Here is a 14,648-nt window from a genome sequence, read left to right on the forward strand (position 1 = left end):
CAAAAAGCGACCGGATCCAAAAGTGTGTGCTCGTTCCTGCCCTTGCCAGGCAAGAGGGATTCCTTGAACGGAGCGGATTATATGACAAGCAGGCGAGCGTGCCGCTCAAAAAAAACTAATCCCCTCCCGTAAAACTGACTCCAGACACTAAGATAAATGCAGTGATAAAAACAGCCATAAGCCGACTCAGGCGAGATTAAATTTTGATTTTTACCGTTTCGTCACAATTTGCAGAAAAACGTTTCGCTCCAGAGCAAAATTAAAGGCTGACACCCAAAACGGGTCGTCAGCCTTGTCGGATTACTTTTGTTGTCAAAAACGGCGAGTAATATTAGTTTTTTTCACCCTTGGCCTGCATGGCACTGCCTTTGGTCGCAGCAACAGTCCAGTCAGGACGGGCCAATGCGGGCAACTCTCCCTCCAGCCCCATGGCGGCGCGGATCACCCCCTCCTTGAAGGGCGTCAGCAGATTGGCCGCGCGCAATCCCACGCCCCGCACCAGTTTCTTGAGCGGGTTGGCCCCGCTGAACAACCGCTTGAGCCCTTCCATCGCCGCCAGCATGCGAGCCGCCTCGCTCTTGCGCCAGCGCTCGTAACTGCGCAGGTTGGCGAGCAGGCCGATATCCTCGCCCGCGGCATGATTTTGCAAGATCTGCTCCGCCAGCGCGGCAGCATCCAGCAGGCCAAGGTTGACCCCCTGCCCCGCCAGCGGGTGGATGGTGTGGGCAGCATCTCCCACCAGCACCAACCGCTCGCGAGCAAAATCGCGGGCATAGCGGGCGGTAAGAGGAATCGCGCTGCGCGCCCCCTCCACCTTGCACAGACCGAGCCGAGCGTCGAAGGCGGCAGTGAGCTGGCGGTTGAACTGCTCGTCATCGCAGGCGCAGAGCGCCTCGGCGCGGGCCGCAGGCAGCGACCAGACGATGGAGCAGAGGTTCTCCTGCCACAGCGGCAAAAAGGCGAGCGGGCCATCCGGGGTGAAGATCTGGCGTGCCACCGCCTCATGGGGTTCGGCGCAGCGCACCGTCGCCACCAGCGCGTGGTGGCCATAATCCCAGCTGGTAAGCGGGATATCAGCCTGACGGCGCACCCAGGAGTGGGCGCCATCGGCAGCCACCACCAGTTTGGCCGAGATGGCCTGACCATCTTCAAGAAGCAGCAGGGCGCCCGCCGGGCCGCTCTGCAGGCTCTTGGCTCTGGCGGGGGTCAGCAACTGGATATTGCTGGCACCTTCAATTGCCTCAAGCAGCGCCAGCTGGATCACCCGATTCTCGACGATGTGGCCGAGGTTGGCCTGACGCAGGCTGGCGGCATCGAAGTCGATATGGCCAAAACTGTCCTGCTCCCACACCGCCATCTTGTCGTAGGCCTGCAGGCGGCGCGCTTCAATGCCGTCCCAGGCGCCGACATGGCGCAGGATCTGCTGGCTGGCCAGACTCAGGGCGCTGACCCGGTTATCGGCCACCTCCCCCAGCTGCGGGTCGGGCAGTTGTCCCTCCACCACCAGCACCTTGAGGGCGCTATGTTTCAGGGCCGCAGCGAGCCCCAGCCCCACCATGCCGCCACCGACAATCACCACATCCACATTTTGCATCTGCATCATCTCATCCTTTCAGGGCTGACCGGCTGGCCAGCGAGGGGACGCCCGCAGGCATCACCTCTTTATTCAATAGGTTTTGATCAACGAATGGCGGTCACCATCTTCCGGTCAACAGGTTCCACTCAACAAGTGCTGGCTAGTTGCCGCACACATCAGCGACAAAGCCCAGGGTGCGCGAGGCAAGCGGCGCCTTGAGGCACGGGAATCGCCCCATCAGGGTGAGCGCCAGATTGCGCCCAGCCACCAGCGGATCGTGACCATTGGAGAAGAGCTGGGCCAGCGAAGAGGTAAGCCAGACGGTCTGCTCCTGATCGCGCTGACGCTGCTGCCAGTAGCCACTCAGTACCTTGAAGCTGCCGATATCCTCCCCCTCTGCCAACGCCTTGGCTACGGCGCCGGTAAGCAGGTCGAGATCCCGCATCCCGAGGTTGAAGCCCTGTCCGGCAATCGGGTGCAGGGCGTGGGCGGCATTACCGACCAGCACGGTGCGCTGGGCCAGCGGGTAGTCGCAGGCGGTCAGAATGAGCGGATAGACGTTACGCACGCCGCATCGCTCGAAGCGACCAAGCCGCCAGCCAAAGGCCTGCTGCAGACGGGCAAGAAACGCCGCCTCATCGAGGGCCATCAGCTCATCCACCTCATGCTGCCCGACGCTCCATACCAGAGAGGAGAGCCCATCCTGCATCGGCAGCAGGGCCAGCGGCCCCCCTTCGGTAAAGCGCTCGAAGGCGCGTCCCTCAGGGTCTTGCGCCGTTTTGACCGTGGCGATGATGGCGTGCTGCTCAAAGTCGTGGCGGGTCACCGGCAACTTGAAGTGCTGACGCACAAAGGAGTTGCCGCCGTCTGCCGCCACCAGCAGGCGGGTCTCAATCTGTTCACCGCTCTCGAGGGTGAGGGTCACCTTCTCCTCATCGGGCGCAATCTCGCTCACCCGAGCCGGACAGCAGACCCGGATATTGGGAGAGGCCGCCATCGCCCGTTGCAGCTCATGACCGGCAGCTGCAAGCTCGATCACCTGGCCCAGCGCGGGCAGACCGTATTCGGCAGCCGACAGGCGAGCCTGACCGAAGTGGCCCCGATCCGAGACATGAATCTGGGTAATGGGGGCGCAATGGGGGGCAAACAGCGGCCAGAGTCCGCGTCGCAACAGCGCATCACAGGTACCGGCCGAGAGCGCAATGGCTCGGGCGTCGAACCCTGAATGGGTGTGCTGTTCGGGGACGCTTGCCTCCAGCAGCAGGATCTCGAGGGGGGAGCCATCGGACCGAAGCAGGGCTGCCAGCGAGAGGGCCAGCACGGCACCGCTCATTCCACCGCCGACCAGGGTGACATCGACCTGTCGCACATCAGATTGAGACATAAGCAGAGAGGAAGAAGTGAAAAAGGTGGCCTCATGCTATCACAAAGCCGCTGGCCGAATGCGAGGTCACCGGCAAAAAACAGGTTATGCCTCACAGGGTTAGCCACCACAAGGGAATAAAAAAGAGCGCCATCAGGCGCTCTTGCAGATTCAGTAAGGGTCGCGTTGACCCGCACCTCAATGAAGGGTCGGCGGCGCGCTCGGGGTATCGGGGCGCTTGCCAAACTCTTCGAAGGCCATCATGACCCCCAGTTTGACGTGTTCGTAGAGCACCAGGAAGGAGGCTTCGTTCTCGTCATCTTCCTGATCGAACTCGGCGGAGACCTGAGTGATACTGGCGATATCCTGGATCATCTCCTGCAACTCTTCCGACGCACGCGACAACTCCTGCTGCACCACGCCGAAACCGGCCAGAAATGCCTGTGACCAGTCCACCAGCGAATCGATGCGCTCGTCGAGGGGAGCATCATCGCTTGGCAGCAGCAGCTCGACCCCCTTCTGGGCCATCAGGCTCTCGACTACATTGTGATAAAGATCGGTCATCACCTGGCGCACCGGGGCCGGCAGGCCGAAACCGTCGTTCACCAGATCGTTGAAATGGGGCACCCAACTCTTGTCGTCCAGTGCCACACCGCCGCACACCAGACCGCAGATCACACCATGGGCCTCTACTGCGCTGGCCATCAGCTCATGTTGTTCCATGATGTCGGCCACTGCCGCATATTTAAGGGGGTTCGTTTTGCTCATCGAGGATCCGCTCAAAGTTCAGTCAAATTTGCAGAATTAATGGTCAGGATCCTAGCATTCTCCCTCTTCCAGAGCCAGCAAGGCCTTGAAACTTATGCATCTGCGCTATATAGTCCCGCCCAGTTGTCCACGTGGATAAAGGCGGAAATCAGCTCCGCCGTATTGAGGAAGGCATGAGCACAGAGGCCGTAGAAATCGTCATTTTGGGACGTCCCTACAAGGTATCCTGTCCCCTGGGACAGCAGGATGCCCTGCGCCAGGCCGCCGAGCAGCTGACCGACAAGTTGATCGACCTGCGTCAACGCTCCAAAGTCTCCAGCAACGAGCAATTGGCTATCATGGCGGCGCTCAATTTCTGTCATGAGCTCTGCCTTGAAAAAGAGAAGAACCACCAATACTCTGAGACCATGGACAAGCGGATCAAGATGCTGCAGCGCACCATCGAAGCGGCCCTGATCGAGCACGGACAATATGGTGATTCCAGCGAAGAGGGGCAACAGCCCTAATCGCAAACCGTTTTAAAATTCCCTGGGATGTTTGTCAGCCGGTTCAAGTCCCCGAGCCGATATTCATACCAAACAGGGGATCTGCCTTCTGGCTATTGCGCATGCTCGGCACGACCGAGAAGCCTGCGGTCAGATCCGATCCCCGCCTTGAACCGACGGTTCAAGGGCCCAAACCGGCAACGGCATCTCGGGGTACCAACAGCAAAAGCCCGTCACCAGCGTGACGGGCTTTTTCTTTGCCTGATGATCAACGCCCCCTACCCCTTTCAGAGCTGAAAAAATGCCCCGGATGAAAAGCTCACCCGGGGCATCACCGCATTCACAGTGCATGCTGTGTTAGCGCAGCCAGTCGCGTTAGCGCGTCTATTTGACCAGCAACAAATTCTCCTGCTGGCGGGAGGCGGTCACCAGCACCGGGATGGACTTGGAGGTCGGGGTAAACGAGCCCGCCCCTATGCTGTCGATGGGCACCAGCGGGTTGGTCTCCGGATAGTAGGCTGCGATGTTGCCGCGCGGGATCTCGTAGATCACCACCACAAAACCGGTCACGCTGCGCTCGCGCCCGTCGTTGCAGATGGCAGCCATGTCAACCCTGTCCCCTTCGGCAAAGCCAAGCTGGCGGGCATCCGCCTCGTTCATGAACACCACATTGCGCTGGCCCTTGATGCCGCGATAACGGTCATCCATGCCATAGATGGTGGTGTTGTACTGATCGTGGGAGCGCAGGCTCTGCAGCAGCAGCACCGGCTGATCGCTCATCTGCTCGGCATGGCGGGTACACTCCGGCAACACAGAGTGCGGCAGGGTGCTGGCACGAAACTCGGCCTGGCCGCTGGCGGTGTTCCACACCAGCTTGGCGGCGGAGTTATCCAGATGAAAACCGCACGGCTGCTGGATGCGGGCATTGAAATCGGCAAAACCGGCGATGGTCTGTTCGATAAGATCACGGATACGAGCATAATCATCGCGCAGGGCCAGCCAGTCGACCCGCTCGCCGCCCACGGTGGCATGAGCCATCCGCGCCACTATGTCGGTCTCGGAGAGGCAGAGGGGCGATACCGGCTCGGCTGCGCCGGTCGAGGCGTGCACCATGCTGAAGGTGTCCTCCACCGTGATCTTCTGGTTGCCGCTGTGCTGGATATCGAGCTCGGTGCGACCGAGGCAGGGCAGGATCAGCGCCGCCTTACCCACCTGCAGATGGCTGCGGTTGAGCTTGGTGCTGATCTGCACGTTGAGCTCGGCCTTTTTCATCGCCCCGTAGGTGAAGTCGGTGTCGGGCGCCGCTGCCGCCAGGTTGCCACCCAGGCAGATGAGCACCTTGCTCTTGCCCTCGTCCAGCGCCTTGAGCGCCTCGTAAACGTTGTGACCTGCGGCCCGTGGCAGGCTCACCTGCAAGTGACGCTCGAGCCGGTCGATAAAGGCGGCGGTGGGCTTTTCGTTGATCCCCATGGTGCGGTTGCCCTGCACGTTGCTGTGGCCCCGTACCGGACAGAGCCCCGCCCCCGGCTTGCCAATCTGGCCGCGTATCAGGTGCAGGTTGACGATTTCGCGGATGGTATCGACCGAATGCAGATGCTGGGTCACCCCCATGGCCCAGCAGCTTATGATGCGCTGGCTGGCGGCAAAGACCCGGGCGGCCTGCACGATCTCGGCGCGACTCAGGCCGGACTGCTGCTCGATCGCCGCCCAGTCGGTGGCACGCACCTGCGCCTCATACTCGTCAAAATGGCGGGTGTGGCGAGCGATGAAGTCGCGATCCACCACCTCTGGCGCCTCTTCCAGGATGTACTTGGCCATGCCACGCATGGCGGCCATGTCGCCACCCAGTTTCGGCGTCAGGTACTGGTGGCTGATGGTGGTGGCCGCCGGGGTCAGCAGCTCGAGCGGGCTCTGCGGGCTGGCGAAGCGCTCCAGCGCCACCTCTTTCAAGTTGTTGAAGCTGACGATCTTGCAGCCGCCACGCGCCGCCTGGCGCAGGGCATTCATCATGCGCGGATGGTTGGTACCCGGATTCTGGCCATAGACGAACACCGCATCGGCCTGGTCGAAGTCATCCAGCACCACAGTCCCCTTGCCGATGCCGACCGACTGGATCAGCGCCACCCCGCTCGCCTCATGGCACATGTTGGAGCAGTCGGGGAAGTTGTTGGTACCAAACAGGCGGCCAAACAGCTGATAAAGATAAGAGGCCTCGTTGCTGGCACGCCCCGAGGTGTAGAACTCCACCTCGTCCGGGCTGGCAAGCCCCTTGAGGGTGTCGGCAATCAGGGCGAAGGCATCGTCCCAGCTTACCGGCTCGTAGTGATCGGTCGCAGGGTTGTAGCGCATCGGCTCGGTCAGCCGCCCCTGATACTCGAGCCAGTAGTCGCTCTGGGTCGCCAGCTGGCGCACCGAGTGGGCCGCGAAAAACTCGGCCCCCACCGTCTTGCCGGTGGATTCCCAGGCCACCGCCTTGGCGCCGTTCTCGCAGAACTGGAAAGTGCCGTGGTCGTTGTCACCCCAGGCACACCCCGGGCAGTCGAAGCCGTCGGTCTGGTTGACCCGCAGCAGGTTCTTGATGTTCTGACGGGTTTTCTGGCTGCGCAGCACCTGTTTCATGGTGGATTGCAGGGACGAAAAACCGCCGGCTTTGGCGGGCTTTTCAATATGACTCATGGCACTCTCCGATGGGATCCGCCGGGCGATAGCTGGAGTAGCTGACCGGGGCATCAAACTTGGGAATATGAACGACGTTGAGGTTGTATTTGAGGGCCAGCCTGACCGCCAGCTGGCTGGGCGATGCCAGACAGATGAGGTGACGGGCACCGAAACGGGCGGCTTTTTGCACCAGCTCGCTGCCGCAGCGGCTGGTCACCACCAGGGTGTCGCACGCACTGTGCCGGCGCAACAGCAGGCCGATCAGCTTGTCGAGGGCATTGTGGCGCCCGATATCTTCCCGGCAATGCAGGATCCGGCCCTCTGCATCCAGCGCCAGCGCCGCATGCAGGGCGCCGTGTTGCTGCCCCTTGAGCTGCCACTGGGCGATCTGCGCACGCAGCCCCGCCAGCAAGGCCCCATCCAGCGGCGGCGTCAGCGGCAGCACCGACAGTGCGGGCAGCGCCTGCTCTACCGCCGTCACGCCGCAGATGCCGCAACCGGTCGCCCCGGTCAGCCGGCGCTTGTGCCGGGCCAGGGCGGCCAGGGAGCGGTTGGCGATGGTGATGTCCAGCACCATCCCCTGCTCGGCTGGCGCGCTCTGGATGTCATGGACCTCGTGGTTGTGCCGGATGATCCCCTCGCCAAACAGAAAGCCGACGGCAAAGTCGTCGAGATCGTCCGGGGTCGCCATCATCACCGCATGGTTGATGCCATTGATGTTGATGGCGACGGCCACCTCTTCCACCAGATGATCCAGTGCGGGCGAGGCAGGCAAATTGACGGGTATCTCGACGGGCGTGTAGGCAGGCATGCAGGTTGGCCTAAAAATGCAAACTGCATTCAAGTTTAGAGAGGCGGCAGACGCAAAACCAATGAAATAAATCTATATGGCAATAGAGTTGTTCTATTGACGACGATTTTTCAATTGATTAATTTTTAAATCCATCCTCCCCTCACCTCCCGCATGATCATGAACATCAAGCAGTTGCACTATTTCCACGAGCTGGCCAAACACCAGCATTTTGCCAAGGCGGCCAAGGCCTGCCACATCACCCAGCCGACCCTCTCGGCCAGCATCACGGCGCTGGAGAAGAACCTCGGCACCGATCTGGTGGTGCGTACCAGCCAGTTCGTCGCCCTCACCGAAGCGGGCGAGCTGGTGCGCCAGTATGCCGAGCGGATGCTGCTGGAGCAGGAGGCGCTCAAGCAGGAGCTGGCGCTGTTTCATGGCGAGCTCTCCGGCACCCTGCGCATCGGCATAGTGCCCCAGTCCAATGTCGACATCATGCCGCTCATCGCCCGCTGCAAGCAGCGCTACCCCGACATCGTCATTCGCCTGTCGGTGCTCAGCAACGAAGCCCTGCTGTCACAGCTGGAGCTGCACCAGTGCGACATCGGGCTGGGGTTTGACGAGCCGCTCACCGGCGCCGCCAGACAGACTTTTCACCTCTATCCCCAGGGGCACAACCAGATGGCGGTGCTGATGAACCGCGACGAGGCGGATCAGCGCCTCCCCGGCGACGAGCTGACCCTGACCGCACTGCAGCAGCAGCCGCTGGTACTGCCCAGCCGCACCATGCAGTTTCGCAAGTACCTGGACCGCGCCGCCGAGCGGGCCGGCATCCGGCTTGACGTGGTACTGGAAACCGACTCCCTGTTTCACCTGGTGAGTGCCGTGCGCCACCGGCTGGGTTGGGCCATCGTCAGTGCCGGCCTCGCCCGATCCGCCAGCAAGCTCTCGGATCTGGTCTGCCTGCCGCTGGCGCCGCAACGCGACATCGGCCACACCGCCTTCATCACCCGCCAGCACAGCGTCACCCCCGCCATGCGCGCCTTTCTTGAGCTGGTGGCAGAAGGTGAACCGGCAAACGCGCCTTGACGCAGGCCGAGCGGTAAACCTCATCCGGTTCTGGCAAAGAAAAAGCCCGCCAGAAGGCGGGCTTTCAAAGAGCAAGCGCGGGCATCAAATCGCCATCTGCTCGTGCGGCGAGCCGTGGTGGCGCAGCCAGACAAAACTCAGCGCCACGATCAGCACCATCAGGGTCATGATGGCCCCCAGAGTCACCTGACCGGTCATCGGGAAACCAGCCGCCAGCAGGGTCACCACGCCCGCCCCCAGATTCTGCATCCCGCCGAGAATGGCACCCGCGGTGCCGGCCTGACCCGGGAAGGGCTCGATGGCACAGGAGGTGGCGGTCGGGTAGAGAATGCCGCTACCGATGAAGTAGACGGCCGCACCACCGACCAGCGAGGCGGCACTCACCACCCCGAACAGCCCCGGTACCAGAATGATGAGGGAGCCGAGCGCCAGAAAGGCGATGCCAAGACGCATCAGTTTGCCCTGAGTCAAACGGAAGCTCAGCTTGGCAGAGAGCCAAGCCCCGAACAGATAGCCGGGCAGCGGCAGCACGAACAGCACGCTCACGGTACGGGCGCTCAGTTTCAGCACATCGCCGAGCAGCACACCAGCCGCCGCTTCAAATACTGCGAGTCCCGCAAAGGTCGCCATCAGGCAGAGCAGATTGCCCTGAAACTTGGGGTTGCCCAGTACATGGCGATAGGCAGCACCGACGCGCAGTGGCTGACGGGCAGCAGCAGGCAAAGTCTCACCAAACCAGGCCATGATCGCCAGAGTGGCTACGGCACCAAAACCGAACAGGAACCAGTAACCGGCACGCCAGTTGAACAGCTCGGTCAGCCAGCCACCCAGCACCGGTGCCAGCAGCGGGGAGAAGATCACCCCCATGCTCACCAGACTGTTGGCGCGGTTGAGCTCGGCACCGTTGTAGCGATCGCGCATCACGGTACGGCTCATGGCGCCACCGGCACCGGTACCCAGCCCCTGAATAAAGCTACCCACTAGCAGGGCGGCAAAATGGGGGATGACCTGAATGATCAGGGTGCCCACCAGAAACACCATCATGCCGACGATCAGCACCGGGCGACGGCCGATACGATCCGACAACGGCCCATAGACAAACTGGGAGAGGCCATAGGGGATCAGGTAACAGGCCATCACCGCCTGTAACTGGCCCGAGGCCACATTGAAGTCCCCCGCCATCATGGGAATGGAGGGAACATAAAGGGTCTGGGTCATCTGGCCCACAGCGACCATCAGAATGGTCAGTAAAAACAACGGATAAAAACTGTGCCGATCCATATCAGTCCCAAAAAATCGAAAAAATGCTGCCGCCCCTCTGGCACAAAATGGCCCAGAGGAATCTGATCACAGAGGCTGTGATGCAATCAAAAACAGTGTTGGAAACAGTAGGCGGGGAGCCCGCCAAGCCACCGCACAGGACGCTTGGTGGTATGGGGGCATCATAGTGATTCAGCTCACAAAAAACGAACGAATCTTTATAATCGGATTGCCTTAGTTTTTCTAATATTACGGGGCAGCACGCCCCGTCAGCAGTTAAAAATCAACGTGTTACCATCTGCTGCGCCTGCTTGATCAGCTCATCGGGCTGCTCCTTGCGTGGCGGTATGGTGATCCCCTTCTGGCAGGCAGGTTTCTGTGCCATGCGATCCATCCAGGCTTGCAGATGGGGCAATCCCTCGATGGAGATACCGCTCCAGTCATAAATACGCACCCAGGGCCAGGTGGCAATGTCGGCGATGCTGTACTCGTCCGCCAGATATTCATGATGGGCCAGATGGCTGTCGAGCACCTCGAACAGGCGGCGCCCCTCCTTCTGGTAGCGTTCGATAGCGGCGGGGATCTTCTCGGGGAAGTAGCGGTAGAAGACGTTGGCCTGCCCCATCATGGGTCCTACCCCGCCCATCTGGAACATCAGCCACTGGATGGCCTGAGAGCGGCGTTTGGGATCAGCGGGCAGCAACTTGCCTGCTTTCTCCGCCAGATAGATGAGGATGGCCCCCGACTCGAATACGGCGAAATCGTCGTTATCCCGATCGACGATAGCCGGAATACGGCCATTTGGGTTGATGGCGAGAAACTCGGGCTTCTTCTGATCCAGCGCCGAAAGATCGAGAGGAATGACCCGATAGGGCAAACCCAGCTCTTCGAGGGCGATCGCCACTTTGAAACCATTGGGGGTCGCGGCGGTGTAAAAGTCGATCATGATTCACTCCTTGTTGGTCATAGCCAGATTGCACGGTTGGAACAGGGTGCAATACCATAGCCGCCTCATCTTGCAACAAGTGACCGGCTCCAGACCATTAAAAAGCGGCGCACCGTAGGCCAAACAAGGCCACGGTGCGCCGCTGATGCGCTCTGGCAATGGTAGATATTAGTTGATCACGGCGACCGGCTTGCGCTGGCGCAGCATGATCAGGCGGGAAAGCAGCGGGAAGTAGGACTCCAGCTTGCGCAACAGCACCCGGCTGCAGGCAGGCTCGGCCAGCTCCGACTCATCCAGCACGATGCCGTTTGAGACAAAATAGAAACGGGGGTCACGCACATCCGGCCCGCAGACCGTCAGCTCCTTGTCTCCTTTGCGGATCAGCAGCGGCAAGACAGGCAAACCGATCGTCTCATCCTCTCCCCGGGCAAATCCGGCATCCTGCCAAGGCGCATCGCCGTCGATCAGCAGGATCGCCGCCTCCGTCTTGGCCGGTTGCCACTGGGCCAGGGGGGTCACGGTGATGTGGGCAAAGTGATCACCATACTCGGGTGACGATCGTAAAATGGCCAGCAGTCCCTCGCTGGCAGTAGACACATTTTGACTCACTAATGACAAATTCATGGTTCACATCCCTATGCTCATGACAGCCTGTATCCGGCTGCTGGGATAAGACTAGCGCAGATCTGGTCTATATTGGAGCCGTCAAATCTGGCAGTGGTAATCAATTGGTCGTAGGGGGATAACAGTTGCCATCGCACAAAATACTGGTATCATACCGCGTCCTTTTATCCCCCGTTCTTTAACATCCAGTGGTGAACCTATGCATCCGATGCTGAATATCGCCGTGCGCGCTGCGCGCAACGCCGGTCAAGTTGTAGTAAAAGCCTTCTCCCAGCCTGAGAACATTGAGGCTATCCAAAAAGGCAGCAATGACTTCGTGACCAACGTTGACCGTGAAGCCGAAGCGGCCATCATTCACACCATCAAAAAATCTTACCCGGAGCACAGCATTGTTGCTGAAGAGTCTGGTGAGATTGCCGGTACCAATCCGGACTACCAATGGATCATTGACCCACTGGATGGCACGACCAACCTTGTCAAAGGCATTCCGCACTTTGCCGTTTCCATCGCCCTGCGTGTGAAAGGCAAAACCGAACAAGCCGTTGTTTACGATCCCATCCGCGACGAACTGTTTACTGCTACCCGTGGTAGCGGCGCACAGCTGAACGGCTACCGCATCCGTGTCGGCAAAGCCAAAGAGCTGGCTGGCACCGTACTGGCCACCGGTTTCCCCTACAAGCAAAAGCACCACATCGAGTCCTACCTGAAGATGTTCCAGAGCATGTTCATCGAATGTGCCGACATCCGTCGCTCCGGCTCTGCCGCACTGGATCTGGCCTACGTGGCTGCCGGTCGCGTCGACGGTTTCTGGGAAATCGGCCTGAAACCCTGGGACACCGCTGCCGGTGAACTGCTGGCCAAAGAAGCTGGCGCCATTGTCACTGACTTCGTAGGTGGTCACAACTACGAAAACTCCGGCAACATCGTGGTTGCCAACCCGCGCGTCCTGAAAGAGATGCTCGGCAAGATCCGCGAAGAGCTGCCGGAGTCTCTGGCTAAATAAGCCAGCCTTCGAGCAGACAGATAAAAAAACCGGCGCAAGCCGGTTTTTTTATTGCTGCGATATGCCCTGTCAGGCCACACCAGCTCACTGCTTATTCTCTCCTCCCCGCAGCGGGCACACCATCAGCTCACCCCGTTCCCCATCCCCAAAACAGTTCGTCGCCCTTCTCTCGTTAGCAAATACGCCTTAACCAACCTTCTTGAATATCACCGCACAGAGGCCGGGATAATTATCTGCCCCCCCCCTGTTTGCCCTGACCTTCATCCTCTTGCGAAGAACCCCAACCATCAGGCCTCGTACCCATCGCCAGATAAAAAAACACCCGGCACATGGCCGGGTGTCGTGAGGGCAGGCAAAGCGCCCCGACTTTTTATGAATAAAGAGGCCGGTGCACTCCAGCCCCTTTATCAGGCGAGGCGGAAGCGACCGATTGTCTGCTTCAGACCCACCGCCAGCTGGCTCAGCTCCAGACACGCGCGGGCAGTATGATCCGCCCCATGCGCCACCTCATTGGCGGATTCGTTGATCCGCTCGACGTTGCGACCCAGCTCGTCAGACACCGCATCCTGCTCACCACAGGCACTGGCAATCTGGATCGCCATATCGGCGATCTGCGCCACCGCCTCTTCGATCTGCTGGATACCGGTACCGGTCTGTTCGCTTTGGGTGACGCACTGTCGGATCATGTCACAGCTCAGCCCTGTCACCTCTTTCGCCTGATTGGCGCGAGACTGCAGGGTTTCGATGATGGCGACGATCTCGCCAGTAGAAGCCTGGGTGCGGCCCGCCAGGGTGCGCACCTCATCGGCAACCACCGCAAAGCCTCGGCCCTGTTCACCGGCACGGGCTGCCTCAATGGCGGCATTAAGAGCCAGCAGATTGGTCTGATCGGCAATGCTGCGAATGACATCGACCACTACGTTGATCTGGGCGGATTCACGCTCCAGTTCGGCCACCAGCGTGCCAGCCTGCTCAATCTCTTCCGCCACACGGGTGATCGCCACCAGCGAACGCTGCACATCCTGATTACCTTTGCGGGCTAAGGTATTAGCCGCACTGGCAGACTCAGAAGTGTGCTCTGTATTGCCCGCCACATCAGCAACGGTCGCTTTCATCTGGGTCATGGCCGTCGCCACCAGCGAAATCTCTTGCTGCTGGCTCTGAATACCCTTGGCAGACTGTTCGGAAACCGCACTTACTTCGTCAATCGCCGCCCCCAACTGGGTAACCGCAGCCACCACCTCTTCAATCAGACCACGCAGGTTGTCCTGCATCTTGAGGGAAGCTTTGGCCAGCATGCCCAGCTCGTCGCGGCCGATATGCTGACGCTCCAGCTGATGAGTCAGATCGCCGGCGGCAATGGCGTTGGCCTGAGCCACTACCGCTTGCAGCGGCAGGCAGATCTGGCGGGTCAGGAACCAGGTCATCACCACCATGAACACCAGCAGAGCACCAATGCTCACCATGGCGAAAGTGGTCACCATGCTGACGCTGCCAAGCAAGCTGCTGCGGTTTTCCTTCACAAAACCGAGGTTCACATCGATCAGAGCATAAACTGCCCGCTCCAAAGAACCAAAAGCAGCATTCGAGGCAAATAACTGTGCCTTGGCTTGCTCTTGTTGTCCTTGTACCAGCAGTTGATCAAACTCGTTCACTGCACCTTGGTAACTGAGCCACTGTTGTTTGGCCTGATTAAACACCTGACGCTCATGATCAGCACCGACAGTCGCCTCATAGGCGTGAAATGCGTTGTCTACTTTCTGGATATTCTGCTGGATCCGGCTGCGGCGAGCTTGCAGATCAGCGGCATCGTTCACCATCAGCAAGGCGAACTGGGCACGACGGACATAGGAGACATCATAGAGCAGGGTTTCAACCGACAGGACACTCGGCAGCGTAGAGTCGGTAAAGTTCAGCACCCGATCACGCACACCGCGCAATTCGCTGGAGAGAAAAACACCGAAGAGAACGTTGACTGCGGCAATGACCGCAAAAACCACGGCAATCTTTTTGCCGATGGAGAGATTCTTGTAAAACATAGTGGCGGGTGATCCTCTACTGCTGACAGGCGAATGGAGTGTGGCGA

At 60.0% G+C, this 14,648-nt stretch carries 12 protein-coding genes and 1 other RNA gene; 4 read left to right on the forward strand and 9 right to left on the reverse strand.

From position 1 onward, the window contains the following. Positions 1-331 precede the first annotated feature (331 nt). The 3 genes from AB5Y82_RS14670 to AB5Y82_RS14680 all read right to left on the reverse strand — a co-directional run bounded on the left by AB5Y82_RS14670 (position 332) and on the right by AB5Y82_RS14680 (position 3,707). Positions 332-1,600 carry an FAD-dependent 2-octaprenylphenol hydroxylase gene (locus AB5Y82_RS14670; protein ID WP_111899769.1) on the reverse strand — a complete coding sequence of 423 codons (1,269 nt, stop codon included), beginning with the start codon at positions 1,598-1,600 and terminating at the stop codon, positions 332-334. Positions 1,601-1,736: 136 nt separating this feature from the next. Next, complete coding sequence (gene ubiH / locus AB5Y82_RS14675) at positions 1,737-2,960, reverse strand: 2-octaprenyl-6-methoxyphenyl hydroxylase (RefSeq protein ID WP_111899768.1); 1,224 nt, start codon at positions 2,958-2,960, stop codon at positions 1,737-1,739. Positions 2,961-3,137: 177 nt separating this feature from the next. Next, complete coding sequence (locus AB5Y82_RS14680; RefSeq protein ID WP_005346580.1) at positions 3,138-3,707, reverse strand: UPF0149 family protein; 570 nt, start codon at positions 3,705-3,707, stop codon at positions 3,138-3,140. 173 nt (positions 3,708-3,880) lie between these two features. Here AB5Y82_RS14680 and zapA point away from each other — a divergent pair, with 173 nt between their 5' ends. Further along, positions 3,881-4,213 carry a cell division protein ZapA gene (zapA, locus tag AB5Y82_RS14685; RefSeq protein ID WP_005333910.1) on the forward strand — a complete coding sequence of 111 codons (333 nt, stop codon included), beginning with the start codon at positions 3,881-3,883 and terminating at the stop codon, positions 4,211-4,213. Between the two features lie 16 nt (positions 4,214-4,229). Next, a non-coding RNA gene (gene ssrS / locus AB5Y82_RS14690) (6S RNA) lies at positions 4,230-4,411 on the forward strand. Between the two features lie 165 nt (positions 4,412-4,576). Here ssrS and AB5Y82_RS14695 read toward each other — a convergent pair. Both AB5Y82_RS14695 and fdhD read right to left on the reverse strand, forming a co-directional pair. Further along, positions 4,577-6,868, reverse strand: coding sequence for an FdhF/YdeP family oxidoreductase (locus tag AB5Y82_RS14695; RefSeq protein ID WP_368174160.1), 2,292 nt, complete (start codon positions 6,866-6,868; stop codon positions 4,577-4,579). Then, positions 6,855-7,661, reverse strand: coding sequence for a formate dehydrogenase accessory sulfurtransferase FdhD (gene fdhD, locus AB5Y82_RS14700; protein ID WP_349933957.1), 807 nt, complete (start codon positions 7,659-7,661; stop codon positions 6,855-6,857). The genes AB5Y82_RS14695 and fdhD overlap by 14 nt, the downstream gene beginning before the upstream one ends. A gap of 153 nt (positions 7,662-7,814) precedes the next feature. Here fdhD and AB5Y82_RS14705 point away from each other — a divergent pair, with 153 nt between their 5' ends. After that, positions 7,815-8,729, forward strand: a complete 915-nt coding sequence (locus tag AB5Y82_RS14705) for a LysR family transcriptional regulator (protein WP_368174161.1) — start codon at positions 7,815-7,817, stop codon at positions 8,727-8,729. Positions 8,730-8,813: 84 nt separating this feature from the next. On the opposite strand, the gene emrD is transcribed toward AB5Y82_RS14705, so the two are convergent. The 3 genes from emrD to AB5Y82_RS14720 form a co-directional block, all read right to left on the reverse strand. Continuing rightward, a complete protein-coding gene (emrD, locus tag AB5Y82_RS14710; protein WP_005333920.1) occupies positions 8,814-10,010 on the reverse strand; it encodes a multidrug efflux MFS transporter EmrD in 1,197 nt (398 codons plus the stop codon). A gap of 262 nt (positions 10,011-10,272) precedes the next feature. Next, entirely contained in the window at positions 10,273-10,935 is a 663-nt protein-coding gene (locus AB5Y82_RS14715) for a glutathione S-transferase family protein (protein ID WP_058056648.1), read from the reverse strand. Between the two features lie 168 nt (positions 10,936-11,103). Then, the gene (locus AB5Y82_RS14720; RefSeq protein ID WP_103252533.1) at positions 11,104-11,559 is read right to left on the reverse strand and encodes a hypothetical protein; all 456 of its coding nucleotides are present in this window, start codon (positions 11,557-11,559) and stop codon (positions 11,104-11,106) included. A 199-nt stretch (positions 11,560-11,758) separates the two neighbouring features. Here AB5Y82_RS14720 and suhB point away from each other — a divergent pair, with 199 nt between their 5' ends. Next, positions 11,759-12,562, forward strand: coding sequence for an inositol-1-monophosphatase (gene suhB / locus AB5Y82_RS14725; protein ID WP_005352992.1), 804 nt, complete (start codon positions 11,759-11,761; stop codon positions 12,560-12,562). Positions 12,563-12,969: 407 nt separating this feature from the next. Here the strand turns inward: suhB and AB5Y82_RS14730 are convergent, their stop codons facing one another. After that, on the reverse strand, positions 12,970-14,601 hold the full coding sequence (locus AB5Y82_RS14730) for a methyl-accepting chemotaxis protein (protein WP_201901965.1): 1,632 nt from the start codon (positions 14,599-14,601) through the stop codon (positions 12,970-12,972). Positions 14,602-14,648: the final 47 nt, after the last annotated feature.

Source organism: Aeromonas sp. s13 (assembly GCF_040907905.1).
Taxonomy (GTDB): Bacteria; Pseudomonadota; Gammaproteobacteria; order Enterobacterales; family Aeromonadaceae; genus Aeromonas; species Aeromonas veronii.

What these genes read in the sequence shown, in the direction of transcription:
- AB5Y82_RS14670 (WP_111899769.1), bottom strand. Translation starts at nt 1,600, where the DNA reads ATGCAGATGCAAAATGTGGATGTGGTGATTGTCGGTGGCGGCATGGTG.
- ubiH (WP_111899768.1), bottom strand. Translation starts at nt 2,960, where the DNA reads ATGTCTCAATCTGATGTGCGACAGGTCGATGTCACCCTGGTCGGCGGT.
- AB5Y82_RS14680 (WP_005346580.1), bottom strand. Translation starts at nt 3,707, where the DNA reads ATGAGCAAAACGAACCCCCTTAAATATGCGGCAGTGGCCGACATCATG.
- zapA (WP_005333910.1), top strand. Translation starts at nt 3,881, where the DNA reads ATGAGCACAGAGGCCGTAGAAATCGTCATTTTGGGACGTCCCTACAAG.
- AB5Y82_RS14695 (WP_368174160.1), bottom strand. Translation starts at nt 6,868, where the DNA reads ATGAGTCATATTGAAAAGCCCGCCAAAGCCGGCGGTTTTTCGTCCCTG.
- fdhD (WP_349933957.1), bottom strand. Translation starts at nt 7,661, where the DNA reads ATGCCTGCCTACACGCCCGTCGAGATACCCGTCAATTTGCCTGCCTCG.
- AB5Y82_RS14705 (WP_368174161.1), top strand. Translation starts at nt 7,815, where the DNA reads ATGATCATGAACATCAAGCAGTTGCACTATTTCCACGAGCTGGCCAAA.
- emrD (WP_005333920.1), bottom strand. Translation starts at nt 10,010, where the DNA reads ATGGATCGGCACAGTTTTTATCCGTTGTTTTTACTGACCATTCTGATG.
- AB5Y82_RS14715 (WP_058056648.1), bottom strand. Translation starts at nt 10,935, where the DNA reads ATGATCGACTTTTACACCGCCGCGACCCCCAATGGTTTCAAAGTGGCG.
- AB5Y82_RS14720 (WP_103252533.1), bottom strand. Translation starts at nt 11,559, where the DNA reads ATGAATTTGTCATTAGTGAGTCAAAATGTGTCTACTGCCAGCGAGGGA.
- suhB (WP_005352992.1), top strand. Translation starts at nt 11,759, where the DNA reads ATGCATCCGATGCTGAATATCGCCGTGCGCGCTGCGCGCAACGCCGGT.
- AB5Y82_RS14730 (WP_201901965.1), bottom strand. Translation starts at nt 14,601, where the DNA reads ATGTTTTACAAGAATCTCTCCATCGGCAAAAAGATTGCCGTGGTTTTT.